The following is a 16983-nucleotide window of genomic DNA, read 5'->3' as shown; positions in this document are numbered from 1 at the left end:
CGATGACCGCACAGGCCAATACCGCCGCTTCACCGCTGGCACCCGAATGGTTGTCCGTTCCTGACGACCTCAACGTCCTGCATGAACCGCTGTGGGCCGGCGGCGTGCAGCGCAACGACCAGGGCGAACTTGCCGTGGCCGGCCTGCCCGTCTCGGCCCTCAAGGAACAGTTCGGCACCCCGCTGTTTGTCCTGGACGAGGCCGACTTCCGGTCCCGCGCCCGGTCCTTCAAAGACGCCTTCGACGCAGCCTTCGCGGACATCTGCGGCGGCGTGGACGTCTACTACGCCGGCAAGTCCTTCCTGTGCACCGCTGTAGTGAAGTGGGTTGAGGAGGAGGGCCTGCGCCTGGACACGGCTTCCGGCGGCGAGCTGGCTGTGGCCGCCCGCGCCGGCATCGCCGGGGACCGCGTGGCGCTGCACGGCAACAACAAGTCCGACGCCGAGATCACCCGCGCCCTGGACATGGGCCTGGGCCGGATCGTGGTGGACAGCCTGGCGGAACTGGTCCGCGTGGGCGCCATCGCCCAGGCGCGCGGCGAGCAGGCGAAGGTGATGCTCAGGCTCACCCCGGGTGTCCACGCCCACACCCACGAATTCATCGCCACGGCCCATGAGGACCAGAAGTTCGGCCTCTCCATGGCAGCTGACACCACGGAACTGGCAGGCCTTTCCGCCGCCGAGGAAGCGGTGGCAGCAGCCGCCGCGCACCCTGGGATCGACCTGCTGGGCCTGCACTGCCACATCGGCTCGCAGATCTTCGAACCGGACGGCTTTGCCGTGGCGGCGGAGAAGCTGCTCCGCTTCCTGGCCGCGATGCAGGAAAAATACGGCATCGTGATGCCGGAGCTGGACCTCGGCGGAGGATACGGCATCGCCTACACGGCGGTGGATACCCCGCGCCCCCCGGTGGAAATCGCAGCGGCGATGGCCGCCGTCGTGCGTTCCACCTGCGCGGAGCTGGGCATCACGGCACCCCGGATCTCCATTGAACCGGGACGGGCGATCGTGGGCAGCACCACCTTCACGCTGTACGAGGTGGGCACCCTCAAGACGGTCAGGGTCGACGCGCCCGCCGGCACCGACGCCGGAAACGTTACGTATCCGCGTCGGTATGTTTCGGTGGACGGCGGCATGAGCGACAACGCCCGCCCGGTGCTTTACGACGCGGATTACTCGGCTGTCCTGGCCGGCCGAACCTCCGCCGCCGCCCCGGAACTGTCCCGCGTGGTGGGCAAACATTGCGAGAGCGGCGACATAGTTGTTAGAGATGTATATCTGCCCGGGGACGTGGCAGCCGGTGATTTGCTTGCAGTACCGGGGACCGGCGCCTACTGCTGGGCCCTGTCGAGCAACTACAATTATCTGGCCCGGCCGGGCGTTGTCGCGGTGCGCGACGGATCTGCCCGGCTGATTGTCCGCGGGGAAACCGAAGAAGATCTGCTGAACCGCGACATGGGAGCCTGAATGACGGAAATGCGAACCCTGAAGGTGGCCCTCCTGGGCTGCGGCAACGTTGGGGCACAGGTGGCGCGGATTCTCCTTGAGGACGCCGACGCTCTGGCCGCCCGGACCGGAGCCCGCCTTCAGCTCAGCGGGATCGCCGTCCGCAACGTTAACTCCAAGCGCGACGTCGACCTGCCCCAGGACCTTTTCACCACGGACGCCGAGACCCTGGTCAAGGACGCCGACCTGGTCATCGAACTTATGGGCGGCATCGAGCCGGCCCGCACGCTGATCCTCGCTGCACTCAGCAACGGCGCGTGCGTGGTCACGGGCAACAAGGCCCTGCTGGCCCAGGACGGCCCCACCCTTTACGAGGAAGCCGACAAAGCAGGCGTCCAGCTCTCCTATGAGGCCGCGGTGGCCGGTGCGATCCCCATCCTGCGCCCCATCCGCGACAGCCTGTCCGGTGACCGCATCACCCGCGTGCTGGGAATCGTTAACGGCACCACCAACTTCATCCTGGACCAGATGGATTCCACGGGCGCCCAGTTCGCCGACGCCCTGGCCGAAGCCCAGCGCCTGGGCTACGCGGAAGCGGACCCCACCGCTGACGTTGAAGGCCACGACGCCGCCGCGAAGGCCGCGATCCTGGCCTCCCTGTCCTTCCACACCCGCTTTGCCCTGGAAAACGTGCACTGTGAAGGCATCACCGCAGTCAGCGCCGCGGACATCGCCGCGGCCAAGGACGCCGGTTTTGTCATCAAGCTGCTGGCCATCGCGGAGAAGCTTGCGGACGCGGACGGAAACGACGGTGTCTCGGTGCGGGTGCACCCCACCCTGCTGCCCCGCGAACACCCGCTGGCAGCCGTCCGTGGAGCCTTCAACGCCGTGTTCATCGAAGCCGAGAACGCCGGCGAACTGATGTTCTACGGCCAGGGTGCCGGCGGCACGCCCACGGCTTCCGCCGTCCTGGGCGACCTGGTGTCCGCGGCGCGGCGCCTGGTCCTGGGCGGTCCGGGCCGCACCGAGACCACTACCGGCCACGTCCCGGCGCTGCCCATCACCGCAGCGTCCACCAGTTACTACATCGGCCTGGACGTGGCTGACCAGCCCGGCGTCCTGGCCCGGATCGCGCAGCTTTTTGCGGAGCACGGCGTGTCCATCGAAACCATGCGCCAGACCATCCACCGCAACGCCGATTCCTCCGTGGAATCCGCCGAGCTGCGGATTGTCACCCACCGCGCATCAGAGGCTGCACTTGCAGCCACCGTCGAGGCCGTCAAGGGCCTGGACGTCATCAACTCAGTTACATCCGTTCTTCGGGTAGAAGGAGTCTAAGTGGCTCACCAATGGCGCGGCGTTATCCGCGAATACGCTGACCGTTTGCCCGTCACGGAAGCCACCCGGGTCATCACCCTGGGCGAAGGCGGAACGCCGCTGGTGCCTGCACAGGCGCTCTCCGAACTCACAGGCTCAAAGGTCTACCTCAAGGTGGAGGGCATGAACCCCACCGGATCCTTCAAGGACCGTGGCATGACCATGGCCATGACAGCCGCTGTGGAAGCCGGCGCCAAGGCCGTGGTGTGCGCCTCCACGGGCAACACGTCCGCCTCTGCCGCCGCGTACGCGACCGCTGCAGGGTTGAAGTGCGCCGTCCTGGTGCCCGAGGGCAAGATCTCCATGGGCAAACTGAGCCAGGCGATCGCCCACGGTGCCACCCTCCTGCAGGTGGACGGCAACTTCGATAACTGCCTGGACATCGCCCGGAAGCTGGGGGAGTCCTACCCCGTGTTCCTGGTGAACTCCGTCAACCCGGCCCGCATCCAGGGCCAGAAGACCGGCGCCTTCGAAATTGTGGATTCCCTGGGCGACGCCCCGGACATCCACGTCCTGCCCGTCGGCAACGCCGGCAACATCACCGCCTACTGGAAGGGCTACAAGGAGTACTCCGCGCCCTTCGAGTCCGCGACGGCCGGCACCCTGCCCGCAGTGTCCACCAGGACTCCTGTTATGTGGGGCTTCCAGGCCGCCGGTGCCGCCCCGTTTGTGGCCGGCCACCCCATCACGGAACCCGACACCATCGCCACCGCCATCCGGATCGGCAACCCTGCTTCGTGGGACGGCGCCATCAACGCCCGCGACGAATCCGGCGGACTGATCGACGCCGTCACCGACGACGAGATCCTGGCGGCCCACCGCTGGCTTTCCGCCCGCGAGGGTGTTTTTGTGGAACCTGGTTCCGCCGCAGGCGTGGCCGGGCTGCTGAAGAAGCACGCCGCCGGCGAGGTACCCGCGGGCAAAACCATCGTTATCACCGTCACCGGCCACGGCCTCAAGGATCCCCAGTGGGCACTGCGCACCGAGGACGGCAGCGATGTGCAGCCGGTCAAGGTGTCCAACGACGTTGTCACTGTCGCCGCTGAACTGGGACTGGAAGAAAAGTAACCTTGGAAACCACCTCACAGGCCGTCGCCGCACTGGAGCTCATCGAGTCCGGCCAGCGTGTCACGGTCCGGGTCCCCGGCACCTCCGCCAACCTCGGACCCGGCTATGACAGCCTGGGCCTGGCGCTGGCACTGCACGATACCCTCACCGTTGAAAGCCTGGACACGGACGAACTCCTGTTCGAGCTCACCGGTGAGGGTGCAGAGACGCTGCCCCGCGACGCCAGCCACCTGGTGGTTCGGGCCATCGATGCCGCCCTCGAGCGCCTGGGCTTCCGCCGCCGGGGCCTGCGGGTGTCGGCGCAGAACGTCAACCCGCACGGCCGCGGCCTTGGCTCCTCGGCGTCAGCGGTGGTGGCGGCCGTGACGGCGGCCAACGCGATGGTGCCGATGGCGAGCAGCCGCGGCAAAAATTGGATCCTGCAGCTGACCAGTGAGCTGGAGGGCCACCCGGACAACGTCGCACCCGCCATTTTCGGCGGATTGGCGCTGTCATGGCAGGACAGTGACCGGTACAGCACTACCTGCGCCACGGTGGCCGGATCTGTCATCCCCATTGTTGCCGTGCCGGACTACGAATTGTCCACGGAAGCGGCGAGGGCCTTGCTGCCTGCCTCGGTGGGCCACCATGCGGCGGCCATGAACTCCGGGCGCGCGGCCCTGCTGATCCACGCGCTCACCGCGGATCCGGAACTGCTGTTCCCAGGCACCGAGGACTATCTGCACCAGAGCTACCGCGCCGAGGCAATGCGCCCCAGCGCCGCGCTCATCACCGCCCTGCGCCGGGCGGGGCACGCAGCAGTGGTTTCCGGAGCTGGCCCCACCGTGCTGGTCCTGGCCAACGGCGAGGTTGAGGCCGCCGCCGTGCTGGCCTCGATTGAGGCGTTCACGGCGGCCAACACGCCGGAAATCGGCTGGCGGGTGCTGAAGCTGGCTGTGGACGTTGAAGGTGCTAAGGTGGACATGCACCGGCGGTAATTGACGCCTGTTGATCCGTTTTTGCAGTTCCTTGCCATTGGATCTTTTACTGCGCAATCGATGCCGGTGCCGCCTGCTTGGTCTGTCGCAGGAATCTGCAGCATTTCAACTGCCCCTGACGCGTCAGTCCGGCGGTCCGCACTGAGCGGAGCGCAAGGTGTATCTGTTACCGGCCCTGCTGGCCACAAAAGACAACCGGCAAGGCCGAAAATATCCGGCTGCAGATCTGAACTGCAGCCCAGATCAAATCATCGCGTCCAGCTCCCAGTCCGGACGCCGTCGAGGGGGAAGGATCCTTCGTGACCGAAACCACTGAGCTGTTGCCAGCTGTGGAAACATCATCTTCTGCAGCCGAAACATCGGCTGCACCCGCCAAGAGCAGCGGCCTGGCCGGCCTTAAGCTGGCCCAACTGCAGGCTCTTGCCAGCCAGCTCGGCATTTCCGGCGGTTCCCGCATGCGCAAGGGGGACCTGGTCACGGCCATTTCCGCCCACCGCGCAGGCACACCCATGGTGAAGGCCCCTGCCAAGGCGGCAGAGAAGCCGGCCGTGGCCACCGCCCCCGAGGTTGTTGCCGCGCCGGAAGCCGAGGCTCCTGCAGCCGACGCCACCAGGGTCCGCCGGGGCCGCAGCCGCCGTGCCGGAAGCGACGGCGTCATCAGCCCCGCAGCCGAGCCGGCCGCTGCCGAGGCCGCTGCAGCTCCCGCCGCCACGGAAGCGGCACCTGCCGCTGCCGCGCCGGAAGCAACGGACGGCGCCGAGCGCCGCCAGCCGCGCACCCGCAACCGCCGCCGCGGCGAAGCGGCCGCGACAGCAAGCCAGGAGACCGCCGCCGAAACCGCGCCGGAGCAGCCCGCCGCTGAGCAGCGCACCGAAGCACCGGTTGAAGCCGCCGAAGCCGGCCAGCGCGGCGACCGCCGCGAGGGCGTCCGCACCCGCAGCACACGCGAGAGCGCTGCCCGCGAGAGCGCCGGCCGTGACAACGCTGCACGTGAGAGCGCTGTGCGCGACAATGCCGCACGCGACAACGCCGCACGGGACAACGCCGAGGCAGGCCGGGACAATGCCGGCAGCCGCGACGCAGGCCAGCGCGAAGCCACCCGCCGCGATGACAACGACGAGAGCGACGGCGGCAGCCGACGGAACCGCCGTAACCGCCGTGACCGCAACGAACGCCCCGAGCGTAACGACCGGAACGAGCGCACTGACCGCTCCGCGGGCCAGGACCGGGACGCCAACTCCCGCAACGACCGTTTCCGGGACCGCAATGACCGCCGTCGCGGCCGTACCCAGGGACCCGATGTCGATGACATCGAAATCACCGAAGACGATGTGCTGCTGCCCGTTGCCGGCATCCTGGACGTCCTGGAGAACTACGCGTTCATCCGGACCTCCGGCTACCTGCCCGGCCCCAACGACGTTTACGTCTCGCTGGCCCAGGTCAAGAAGTACAACCTGCGCAAGGGTGACGCCGTCGTAGGCGCCATCCGTGCCCCCCGCGACGGCGAGGACCGCAGCCAGCAGTCCGCGCGCCAGAAGTTCAACGCGCTGGTCAGGGTCACCTCCGTGAACGGCAAGACCCCGGAAGAGCTCAAGGACCGCGTCGAGTTCGCGAAACTGGTTCCGCTCTACCCGTCCGAGCGCCTGCGCCTGGAAACCGATCCCAAAAAGATCGGCCCGCGTGTCATCGACCTTGTGGCCCCCATCGGCAAGGGCCAGCGCGGCCTGATTGTCTCCCCGCCCAAGGCCGGCAAGACGCTTATCCTTCAGTCCATCGCCAACGCGATCACCACCAACAATCCTGAGGTCCACCTCATGATGGTGCTGGTGGACGAACGGCCTGAAGAAGTCACCGACATGCAGCGCACCGTCAAGGGTGAGGTCATTGCCTCCACCTTCGACCGTCCCGCTGACGACCACACCACCGTGGCTGAACTGTCGATCGAACGCGCCAAACGCCTCGTGGAAATGGGCATGGACGTGGTGGTCCTCCTGGATTCCATGACCCGCCTGGGCCGCGCCTACAACCTGGCAGCACCGGCCTCCGGCCGCATCCTGTCCGGTGGCGTCGATTCCGCAGCCCTGTACCCGCCGAAGCGCTTCTTTGGTGCAGCCCGCAACATCGAAAACGGCGGCTCGCTGACCATCCTGGCAACGGCGCTCGTGGAGACCGGCTCCAAGATGGACGAGGTCATTTTCGAGGAGTTCAAAGGCACCGGCAACATGGAGCTCCGGCTTTCCCGCCAGCTGGCCGACAAGCGCATCTTCCCCGCCGTGGACGTCAACGCGTCCGGAACCCGCCGCGAGGAAAACCTGCTTTCCGCCGAGGAAGTCAAGATCATGTGGAAGCTGCGCCGGGTCCTCTCCGGTCTCGAAACGCAGCAGAGCCTTGAACTGCTGACCAACAAGATCCGGGAGACCCAGAGCAACGTCGAGTTCCTGATGCAGATTCAGAAGACGACGCTGGGCAGCAAGTCGGATAACGACAAGTAGCTGGGTTCACCGCTAGATTCTGGCGGTCCCGCGCGCCAACGCCGCACGGATTTTCCGCCCCCGCCCCTCCGCCGGGTGGCTTACGATCTACGATCGCAAGCCACCCGGCTTCGGCAGGCCCGATGCCACTCCCGGGGCGGAAAATCCGTGCGGCTTCGTCGTTAAGTCGCCAGCAGCGGTCAAGTTAATGGTGTCGTTACTAGACTTGTGAGAGTCGAAAGAGGTTTTGAAAATGTTTGAGTCCGTACAGGGCCTGCTTGATGAGCATGATGCCATCCAGGCGCAGCTTGGGGATCCCGCTGTTTATGCTGACCAGCGGCTGGCCCGGAAGCTGGGGCGGCGGTCCGCGCAGCTTAACGGCATCGTGGAGGCTTACCACCGGTGGGAGGGCATCAGCGATGACCTTTCCGCAGCCCGGGAAATGGCCGCCGAGGACCCTGAGTTTGCCGCCGAGGTACCCGAGCTGGAGGCTGCGCTGGAAGTTGCGGCCGCCAAGCTCACGCGGCTGCTGATCCCGCGTGACCCGGACGACGCACGCAACGTGATCCTTGAAGTCAAGGGTGGCGAGGGTGGCGACGAGGCTGCCCTGTTCGCAGCGGACCTGCTGCGGATGTACACCCGCTACGCCGAGTCCCGCGGCTGGAAGACGGAGATCATCTCCGCCACCGAGTCGGACCTGGGCGGTTACAAGGATGTCCAGGTTGCCGTCAAGGGCAGCTCCAATGATCCCGCTGAAGGCGTCTTCGCCCGGCTGAAGTTCGAGGGCGGCGTCCACCGCGTCCAGCGGGTTCCCGTCACGGAGTCCCAGGGCCGGATCCACACGTCCGCAGCCGGTGTGCTGGTCCTTCCCGAAGTGGACGAGCCCGAGGAACTGGACATCAACCAGAACGACCTAAAAATCGACGTGTACCGGTCGTCGGGCCCCGGTGGACAGTCCGTTAACACCACGGACTCCGCTGTCCGCATTACCCACCTGCCCACCGGCATTGTGGTGGCCATGCAGAACGAAAAGTCCCAGCTGCAGAACCGCGAGGCAGGCATGCGTGTGCTCCGCGCCCGGATCCTGGCCCACCAGCAGGAGATCATCGACGCCGAGAACTCCGCGCAGCGCAAATCGCAGATCCGCACCATGGACCGATCGGAGCGCATCCGCACCTACAACTACCCGGAAAACCGGATCGCCGACCACCGAACGGGCTACAAGGCCTACAACCTTGACCAGGTGATGAACGGTGACCTGGAGTCTGTGATTCAGTCCGCCATCGAGATGGACGAACAGGCGCGCCTGGACGCCATCGGCGACTAGTCCACTTCCGCGATGACCATCGGGCCCGACCAAACGCTCGCCGCCGCCGTCAGTGAGGCCACCCGGATACTGGCGGCGGCTGGCGTCCCCAGCCCGCGCGTGGACGCAGAACTCCTCGCCGACCACCTCCTCAACGTCGGCCTGGGCCGGCTGCGGGCCTTGCTGTTGGGCGACACCCCGGCGCCTGATGGCTATGCGGCGCTGATCGCGGAGCGTGCCTCCCGGGTTCCCCTGCAGCACATCACGGGAGTGGCTTACTTCCGCTACCTGGAACTGGCGGTTGGTCCCGGCGTGTTCATTCCGCGCCCCGAAACCGAATCCGTGGTCCAGTTGGTGATTGACCACATCCGGGACGTCGCTCATCCTCGTGTGGTGGACCTGGGCACGGGCTCCGGTGCGATCGCGGGATCCATCGCCGCGGAAGTCCCCGCTGCCGAAGTCCACGCCGTGGAATACAGCGCATTTGCCCACGCGTGGGCAGCAAGGAACCTCGAGCCCCTGGGAGTGAACCTGGTGCAGGGCGACCTGCGCACGGCCCTCCCGGAGCTGAACGGCACGTTTGACGTGGTGGTCTCCAACCCGCCCTATATTCCGGCGGAAGCCGTCCCGAACGAACCCGAAGTGGCGTTGCACGATCCGCCGGAAGCGCTGTACGGCGGCGGCGCGGACGGCATGGAGCTTCCGACGGCGGCCGCTGCCTCCGCTGCCCGGCTGCTGCGGCCGGGCGGCTACTTTGTGATGGAGCATGCGGAGGTCCAGTCAGGGTGGATTGCCGCCATGCTGGCCCGGCAGGGGTCCTGGACCGGCATCACGTCCCATCAGGACCTGAACGGCAAGGACCGCGCCACCACCGCCTTTTTGGCGGATCCTCCCAGTTTGGAATGAAAGAATAGGCCAGTGACCACAACCTATAACTGCACCACGGACGATCAGCGCGCGGCCGGCCTGGAGCACGCCCAGCGTGCCATCAGCGAGAAGAAAGTGGTGGTGTTCCCTACGGACACCGTCTACGGGATCGCTGCTGACGCGTTTTCGGCCCAGGCCGTCACCATGCTCCTGGCGTCCAAGGGACGCAGCCGGGCCATGCCGCCGCCCGTGCTGATACCCCGCATCAACGCTTTGGACGGGCTGGCCACGGACGTCTCCGCGGATGCCCGCAAGCTTGCCGAGGCTTTCTGGCCCGGCGGGCTCACCCTGATCCTGCACGCCCAGCCGTCTCTGGACTGGGACCTGGGGGAGACCAAGGGAACTGTGGCGCTGCGGATGCCTGCCGACGACATTGCGCAGGAACTCCTCACACTGACGGGCCCGTTGGCGGTGTCTTCGGCCAACCGGACCGGCCACGCACCAGCCCAGACGGCGGCGGATGCCCGCGAGCAGCTGGCAGAGTCCGTGGAGGTTTACCTGGAAGGCGGCTTCCGGCCCCTGGCTGGGGACGCCGCGGTGGCATCGACAATCGTTGACGCCACGGGGCCGCTGCTTCGGGTGGTCCGTAACGGCGCCGTGAGCCTCGACCGGCTCCGGGAGCACGTGCCGGGTGTCCTGGGCCTGGGCGAGATCCCCATGGCCGAAATTGACGAACCGGCGACTGAAACTGTTGACGAACCGGCCGACGGCGCCGTTGATGAAACGGGCAATGGAACAGCGGCCGCAGCAGTGACCGCCGACGTCCCGCCGGCCGACGCGCCGGAGCGGACGTCCGGATCCTGATGTTGCCGGACCGCCAAAGGGTTCCCGGCCTGGGAGTCGATGCCACTCCCTTGCGGGTTCCTGACCTGGTGGATGTCCTGGGCGGATTCATCAGCGAGGGGTCCACCAGGACCATCCTGGGCCACAACCTGCACAGTGTGACGCTGACGCTGCAGGACAATGGTTTCCGCGCGCTGTACGAGCGCAGTGACGTGGTGCTGCTGGACGGCGCGCCAGTGCTGTGGCTGTGGGGCCGGACCGGCAAGGCCCAGGGACCTGTCATGGACTACAGGCTGGGATCCACTGACTGGCTCCCAGCCCTGGGCGGCGTGGCCGGCCTGCAACGGATCGCCGTGGTGGGTGCCGGGGCCGATGCCAATGCCGGGGCAGTCACCATGCTCGAGTCGATCGTGCCCGGTGCCCGCGTGACCGGTTTCCCAGGAGCAGGCTGGGACACCGCCCGGGAAGATGAAGCTGTCACGTGGCTGCAGCGTGAGGCGCCCCAACTGGTCCTGCTGGGTCTGGGCATGCCGTTGCAGGAAGAAGTGCTGCAGCGCAGGCTCGCCGACCTGCCGCCGGCCGTGTACTGCGCGGTAGGCGGAGCCATTGACCAGCTTGCCGGGACGCAGAAGCTTGCTCCCCGCTGGCTTGGCCGGCTGGGCCTCGAATGGGCCTGGCGGCTGGTGTTGCATCCCCGCCGGGTGGCTTACCGGGTGCTGGTTGAACCGTGGGTCCTGCTGTGGCTGCTGGCCGGCCGCCGCTTGGAGCGCCGGCCGTAGGGGCGGGCGACTAGAACTTCTGGTCCTCCAACGGGGCGAAGCCCTTGCCGCGGAGCCCTGCGCTGAACGCCTTGGCCCAGGACATCAGCCCGGGGAGGTCCCGGCGCTGCAGGAAGTAGCCCAGGTAGCCGCCCACGTCCGCCACGAGGGACTTGACCCGGAAATAGCGCCTGATCAGGTACCCGCGGTTCCGGTAGTAGTAGTAGCGCTTGAACGCCGACTCCGGAACGATGACGTGCCACCGGGCGCCAAAAACGTGCTGCGTTTCTTCAAAGGCGTGCGGGTGCGTGATCGAGGTGGTGGTGACGGTGCCGAACCTGATGCCGGCCTGCCGCAGCCGCAGGGTGAAGTCCACTTCGTCGCCCCGGATGAACAGCCGCATATCGGGGAGTCCGACCTTGAAGAAGACATCCGAGCGGATCAGGGCACCGTTGAAGAAATGCCCGTCGTTGGGCAGGAACCCCAACTGCTCCACCTCTGCACGGTCATGGGTGACCTTGCCGTCCAGCCGGAAGAAAAACGACAACCGGTCGGGTTTGCCGGGCGCTGTCACCAAGGGGACCACTGCTTCGAGGTCGCGGGCTTCTGCCTCGCGGAGCAGGGTGGCAAGGCATTCGGGATCTGCGGGCTCGGCGTCGTCGTCCATCATCCAGATCCAGCGGGCGCCACTGGCCACCGCTTTCAGGGCGGCGAGGGCAAAACCGCCGGCGCCACCGAGATTGGCTTCGGAGCGGACATAGTCCACATTGGCATGGCCGGCGGCAATGCTGCGGGCCGGCGTTGTGCCGCTGTCCACGAGGCAGATGGTGTCCACAGCGGCGGTCTGGGCATTGATGGCGGACAAGAGCACGGCAAGCTCTTTGGGCCTGTCGAAAGTTACGGCGGCAACTGCCACGCGGGGGGTCATGGGGGTCCTTTCAGCATGGCTGCCAGGGATGTCCCCGTTCGCTGTGCGCCAGTGTGGCGCGAAGCCATGAAGCTGTTGGCGCTAGTATCTTTGACTAGAGTCCACTGTAATACAGCCGTGTAAGGCACCAAGAACTGCCTGCTGCGCGCCCGGCGACGGAGAGTTTCATTTATCGAAGAACAGATTTCCGGCCAGTGAGCCCACGCGGGAACAACCAGCCGCAGCCGCTGCGGGGGGCCATTGTGCCATCTGTCGAAACGGCCGCCGCCCCATGATCATGTACCTGCTGATGGGCCTGACGGCAGCCGTCGTTTCCTACGCGGCCACGTGGGGCGCCAGGATCGTGGGCCACCGGCTCGAACTTCACCTGCCTATCCGCAGCCGTGACATGCACTCCATTCCGGTCTCACGCCTGGGCGGGGTTGCCATCTTCCTTGGCGTGCTTGTGGCCCTGGTGGTGGCCAGCCAGTCGTTCTTCGTTAAGGACATCTACCGGAACAACTTCCAGCCCTGGGGTGTCCTGGCCGGCGCGGCAATCATCGTCCTGATCGGGGTGGCGGACGACCTGCTCGATATCCGCTGGTGGGTCAAGCTGATCGGCCAAAGCGTGGCCGGCCTGGTGGTGGCAGTCTGGGGTGTCCAGATGACAATCGTCCCCTGGATTCCCGAACCCATCTACCTGGAGAACAACACGATCAGGGTGGTGCTGACGGCGGGGCTGATAGTGGTCAGCATGAACGCCTTCAACTTCATCGACGGGCTGGATGGCCTGGCTGCAGGTGTCGCCGTCATAGGCGGAGCTGCGTTCTTCTTCACTGCCTACTGGGTGCACCGGAACGCCGTCCTGCTGGACTATTCCGACCTTGCCACGCTGCTCACTGCGGTCCTGGTGGGTAGTTGCCTGGGGTTCCTGCCGCACAACTGGTTCCCGTCGAAGATCTTCATGGGCGACTCCGGTGCCATGCTGATCGGCCTGCTGATGGCTTCGGCCGGTGTTGTGTCCACGGGCCAGATCACGTCCGGGCTCTATGACAGGGTCAACGGCATCTCAACCGTCATCCCCATCCTGCTGCCGTTTGCGGTGCTGTTCCTGCCGCTGCTTGACCTCGGGCTGGCAGTCATCCGAAGGACCGCACGTGGGCGTTCGCCGTGGACCGCGGACCGCGGCCACCTGCACCACAAACTCCTGGACATCGGCTACTCGCACCGCACGGCAGTAATCCTGCTCTACCTTTGGACCGCCGTGCTGTCCTTCGGGGGCCTGGCGTTCGCCGTTTTCCCCTGGCAGATTGTCCTGACCGTGGACATCTTCGCCACGCTGGCCATGGCGCTGGTGACAGCATGGCCTTACCTGACCCGACGTGGCGAAAGCACGCGTGCATAAAGCGGGTCAGGAATTATTTCTATCTCGTGTAGAATTTAGGGGCAGCCTTGAGCTGCCCTCCACACCAGCCATCAGGCGCCGACGATTGGGATCTAATGACCTCCAACGCCGAGTCCGGACCCGCGTCCGGCAACTCACCCGTTGGCGCTTCGGGTCCCACGAAATCACTGTGGCTGCACCTTCTTAAGCTCAGCGCGCTGGCCGGTTCGGCCGCCGTCGTCAGCTGCTCCCTGGTGGCCATCCTCTTCGTGGGTCCCCACGGAGGGCTGTCCAGCCTGTACGGGGGAGTGCTGGTGATGCTGTTCTTCGGCATCAGCCTGCTGGTGGGCCACTTCGTGGGACGTAACAATCCAGCCGGAGCAATCGGCGTTTTTGTCGCCACCTATTTCATCAAGGTGGTGGGCTTCGCCGCGGTCCTTTTCATCGTCGGAGCCCCCGAGTGGCTTGACGGCCGGTGGTTCGTCATCAGCGCCGTGGCCACCGTGGTCCTGTGGCAGGCCGCCGAAATCTACGGTTTCAGCAAAGCCCGCCTCCAGATCTACAACGACCCCGAAAGCAAGGGACCAGCCGATGCGTGACCCAAAGAACGCCCGCAGCGGACCCCTCCGCACCCGCGGCCGCGGTGTCTCCGCACCCGGTGTATCAGAGAACGGCAGGGACGGCGGTTACAACGCTGGAATCGCCGTATTCAGCTACATCATTGGCGGAATCATCGTCTGGAGTTTGATAGGGTGGGGACTGGATAATCTGTGGGGAACGCGCTGGATTGTGCTCGCAGGCGCTCTGCTTGGAGCCCTCGGAGGTTTTTACCTTTCCCACATGCATGGTCTCACCAGTTCCCGAGAAAAAGCTGGGGATCACCGTGCTGCCAGCGGGCCGTCCAAGGACGGCAACACTAATGCCAAATAATTTCACAGGGGGAGCAGCAGGCCATCAGGCCGCCGGTCCCCGCCCAACGCCCAATGATGGACACTGCAGAGAGGAAACGCGTTGATCGCGCTTGCGCTCCCGGCCCAAGATTCAGGAGAGTTTACTCCTCCTGGTATTAACGAAATGCATTTGCCGGCAATCCTGCCGTGGGGTGCCGCAGAGGGATTCTCCAAGCAGATGCTGCTGGTCCTCCTCTCCGTCGTCTTTATCGCCGTCTTCTTCGTGCTTGCCGCACGCAAGGGACAGCTGGTACCCGGCAAGCTCCAGTTCGCCGGAGAGGCCGCCTACGGCTTCGTCCGCAACGGAATCGCCAAGGACATCATCGGCGGCAAGGACTTCATCAAGTACGTCCCGCTGCTGTTCAGCCTGTTCTTCTTCATCCTGGTGAACAACATCTACGGCGCCATTCCGTTCTTCCAGCTCCCCACGTTCTCGCACGTCGGCGGCGCTTACGTTCTGGCGGGGATCGTCTACTTCACCTGGCTGATCATCGGCCTCAAGAAGAACGGCATCCGCTACTTCAAACTGGCAACCGTTCCTTCCGGGGTTCCGTGGTACATCCTGCCGATCGTTATCCCGATCGAGATCATCTCGAACTTCATTGTCCGCCCGGTGACGCACAGCCTCCGTCTGTTCGCCACCATGCTCGCAGGACACCTGATTGTGATGATCGCCGGCTACGGCATCGAGTTCCTTGTGTCGCAGGAGAACATCCTGCTGCAGGGCACCTCGGTCCTGGTCCTGGCAGGCGCCATCGCCATGTACATGCTTGAAGCCCTGATCATGGTCCTGCAGGCCTATGTCTTTACCCTGCTGACCGCGATCTACATTGAAGGCGCACTTCACGCCGACAGCCACTAGCCGCAGCGCCGCACGGCGCACGGCCTGAAGGCACCCAAAAGACTTCCCCTCGCGGGGATGAAGCAACCCAAACAACCTGCCACATGGGTGGCATCTTGAAAGGAAGAAAAATGGAAGGCTCCATCAACGGCTCAATCAACCTCATCGGTTACGGTCTCTCCGCAATCGGCGGTGGTATCGGTGTTGGTCTCGTGTTCGCCGCGTACATCAACGGTGTGGCACGCCAGCCGGAAGCCCAGCGCGTCCTGCAGCCGATCGCATTCCTCGGCCTCGCGCTGACTGAAGCCCTCGCCATCCTCGGCCTGGTCTTCGCCTTCGTTCTCTCCTGAGAACCGAAGCGGACATTAGAACCGAGTAGATAAGGACGGGTGAAACATGAATCAGCTGATCATCTCAGCCGCCACTGAAGGCGAAGAGGTTAACCCCCTCGTTCCCAACGTTTGGGAAATGGGCGTTGTCCTGGTTGGCTTCGTCATTCTTATGTTCATCGTGGTCAAGTTTGTTGTCCCGATGTTCGAGAAGACCTTCGCCGAGCGCGCCGAAGCCATTGAAGGCGGCATCGCCAAGGCTGAGAAGGCCCAGGCCGAGGCCTCTGCTGCACTCGAAGAGTACAAGCAGCAGCTGACGGACGCCCGCGCCGAAGCCAACCGCATCCGTGAGGAAGCACGTGCCGAAGGCGCACAGATCCTGGCTGACCTGAAGGAGAAGGCGGGCGCAGAGTCTGCCCGCATCACCGCTCAGGCCCACGCCCAGATCGAGTCCGAGCGCCAGGCCGCCGTCGTGTCCCTGCGTGCAGAGGTGGGCACGCTTGCCACCACGCTGGCAGGACGCATTGTCGGCGAAGCACTCAATGATGACGAGCGTTCAGCCCGCGTTGTTGACCGCTTCCTGGCAGATCTGGAGAACCAGAACGCGGGTGCTGCGAAGTAATGGCAGGCGTATCGAGCGAATCGCTGGCAACAGCGCTGGCAGGTCTGGAAGCAAAACTTCCGACGGCGTCGCTTCAGTTGGCAAAGGAACTCTTCGGAATTCTGGGAACGGTGGACAGCTCGGCTGGCTTGCGCCGCGCCTTGACTGACCCGTCCCGCTCAGGTGACGAGAAGTCGGCGCTGGTCAGGCAGCTTGTTGGCGGGAAAGTCTCCGCTGATGCTGCTGACGTCGCAGCCGGATTGGCCAGCTCACGCTGGGCAGCCGCACGCGACATCGGCGATGCACTCGAGACCCTTGCCGCAACGGTGGTCATTTCCGTTGCTGAAAACAAGTCCGCCGTTTCTGCCTCCGGAATCTCCGGCCTGGAAGAGCTGGAGAACGATCTGTTCTCCTTCAACCAGACTGTTGCCTCCAACCACGAGGTACAGCGTGCCTTGTCCGAGCCGCAGGCAAGTGCTGCTGCTAAAGCCACCCTCGTTGAGCGGCTGGTGCCCGGCGCAAGTGAGGAAGCAAAAATCCTCATCAAGCAGGCTGTCACGCAGCCCCGCGGCGTCAAGCCGTCGCGGCTGGTAGGGCGGTTCGCTGAACTGGCCGCCAAGCGACAGCAGCGCTGGATTGCCACCGTCAGCGTCACACAGCCGCTGTCCCACACGCAGCTGGACCGCCTCCAGGCGGGCCTGAATGCCATGTACGGACGCGAACTGAAGGTCAACCTCACCGTTGTCCCCGCACTGATTGGCGGCATCCGTGTCCAGGTGGGGGATGAAGTGCTCGACGCTTCCGTCCTCACCCGCCTGGGTTCACTGCAACGCCAGCTGGCCGGCTAGCCGGACAAGCA

At 65.4% G+C, this 16983-nt stretch carries 17 protein-coding genes; 16 read left to right on the top strand and 1 reads right to left on the bottom strand.

Annotated elements, in window-relative coordinates; all coding sequences use genetic code 11:
- Positions 1–2: 2 nt before the first annotated feature.
- The 9 genes from lysA (at position 3) to ACRB8A_RS12075 (ending at position 11133) form a co-directional block, all read left to right on the top strand.
- Positions 3–1466 carry a diaminopimelate decarboxylase gene (gene lysA / locus ACRB8A_RS12115; protein ID WP_432246038.1) on the top strand — a complete coding sequence of 488 codons (1464 nt, stop codon included), beginning with the start codon at positions 3–5 and terminating at the stop codon, positions 1464–1466.
- Positions 1467–2783: a homoserine dehydrogenase gene (locus ACRB8A_RS12110; protein ID WP_050686814.1), complete on the top strand. Its 1317-nt coding sequence runs from the start codon at positions 1467–1469 to the stop codon at positions 2781–2783.
- Entirely contained in the window at positions 2784–3890 is a 1107-nt protein-coding gene (gene thrC / locus ACRB8A_RS12105; protein WP_050686813.1) for a threonine synthase, read from the top strand.
- 2 nt (positions 3891–3892) lie between these two features.
- On the top strand, positions 3893–4867 hold the full coding sequence (thrB, locus tag ACRB8A_RS12100; RefSeq protein ID WP_432244774.1) for a homoserine kinase: 975 nt from the start codon (positions 3893–3895) through the stop codon (positions 4865–4867).
- 299 nt (positions 4868–5166) lie between these two features.
- Positions 5167–7359, top strand: coding sequence for a transcription termination factor Rho (gene rho, locus ACRB8A_RS12095; protein ID WP_432244773.1), 2193 nt, complete (start codon positions 5167–5169; stop codon positions 7357–7359).
- Positions 7360–7591: 232 nt separating this feature from the next.
- Positions 7592–8665: a peptide chain release factor 1 gene (gene prfA / locus ACRB8A_RS12090; RefSeq protein WP_050686808.1), complete on the top strand. Its 1074-nt coding sequence runs from the start codon at positions 7592–7594 to the stop codon at positions 8663–8665.
- A 12-nt stretch (positions 8666–8677) separates the two neighbouring features.
- The gene (prmC, locus tag ACRB8A_RS12085; protein ID WP_050686807.1) at positions 8678–9550 is read left to right on the top strand and encodes a peptide chain release factor N(5)-glutamine methyltransferase; all 873 of its coding nucleotides are present in this window, start codon (positions 8678–8680) and stop codon (positions 9548–9550) included.
- Positions 9551–9562: 12 nt separating this feature from the next.
- A complete protein-coding gene (locus ACRB8A_RS12080) occupies positions 9563–10375 on the top strand; it encodes an L-threonylcarbamoyladenylate synthase (protein WP_050686806.1) in 813 nt (270 codons plus the stop codon).
- Positions 10375–11133, top strand: coding sequence for a WecB/TagA/CpsF family glycosyltransferase (locus ACRB8A_RS12075; RefSeq protein WP_050686805.1), 759 nt, complete (start codon positions 10375–10377; stop codon positions 11131–11133). Before ACRB8A_RS12080 ends, ACRB8A_RS12075 begins: the two co-directional genes overlap by 1 nt.
- A gap of 10 nt (positions 11134–11143) precedes the next feature.
- Here ACRB8A_RS12075 and ACRB8A_RS12070 read toward each other — a convergent pair whose 3' ends face one another.
- A complete protein-coding gene (locus tag ACRB8A_RS12070) occupies positions 11144–12040 on the bottom strand; it encodes a glycosyltransferase (protein WP_056597247.1) in 897 nt (298 codons plus the stop codon).
- Between the two features lie 271 nt (positions 12041–12311).
- Here ACRB8A_RS12070 and ACRB8A_RS12065 point away from each other — a divergent pair, with 271 nt between their 5' ends.
- From ACRB8A_RS12065 to ACRB8A_RS12035, 7 genes are all read left to right on the top strand, one after another.
- Positions 12312–13424, top strand: a complete 1113-nt coding sequence (locus ACRB8A_RS12065) for an MraY family glycosyltransferase (protein ID WP_432244772.1) — start codon at positions 12312–12314, stop codon at positions 13422–13424.
- 95 nt (positions 13425–13519) lie between these two features.
- Positions 13520–14002: a hypothetical protein gene (locus tag ACRB8A_RS12060; RefSeq protein ID WP_056597249.1), complete on the top strand. Its 483-nt coding sequence runs from the start codon at positions 13520–13522 to the stop codon at positions 14000–14002.
- The gene (locus tag ACRB8A_RS12055) at positions 13995–14333 is read left to right on the top strand and encodes a hypothetical protein (RefSeq protein WP_432244771.1); all 339 of its coding nucleotides are present in this window, start codon (positions 13995–13997) and stop codon (positions 14331–14333) included. Before ACRB8A_RS12060 ends, ACRB8A_RS12055 begins: the two co-directional genes overlap by 8 nt.
- 81 nt (positions 14334–14414) lie before the next feature.
- Positions 14415–15215, top strand: coding sequence for a F0F1 ATP synthase subunit A (gene atpB, locus ACRB8A_RS12050; protein WP_050686801.1), 801 nt, complete (start codon positions 14415–14417; stop codon positions 15213–15215).
- Positions 15216–15325: 110 nt separating this feature from the next.
- Complete coding sequence (atpE, locus tag ACRB8A_RS12045; protein ID WP_050686800.1) at positions 15326–15544, top strand: ATP synthase F0 subunit C; 219 nt, start codon at positions 15326–15328, stop codon at positions 15542–15544.
- Positions 15545–15590: 46 nt separating this feature from the next.
- Entirely contained in the window at positions 15591–16145 is a 555-nt protein-coding gene (locus tag ACRB8A_RS12040) for a F0F1 ATP synthase subunit B (RefSeq protein ID WP_050686799.1), read from the top strand.
- Positions 16145–16972, top strand: coding sequence for a F0F1 ATP synthase subunit delta (locus ACRB8A_RS12035; protein ID WP_050686798.1), 828 nt, complete (start codon positions 16145–16147; stop codon positions 16970–16972). The genes ACRB8A_RS12040 and ACRB8A_RS12035 overlap by 1 nt, the downstream gene beginning before the upstream one ends.
- Positions 16973–16983: the final 11 nt, after the last annotated feature.

The organism is Arthrobacter sp. G.S.26, from assembly GCF_050847375.1.
Classification (GTDB): Bacteria; Actinomycetota; Actinomycetes; order Actinomycetales; family Micrococcaceae; genus Arthrobacter.
This window is presented reverse-complemented; position numbering and strand designations above follow the sequence as displayed.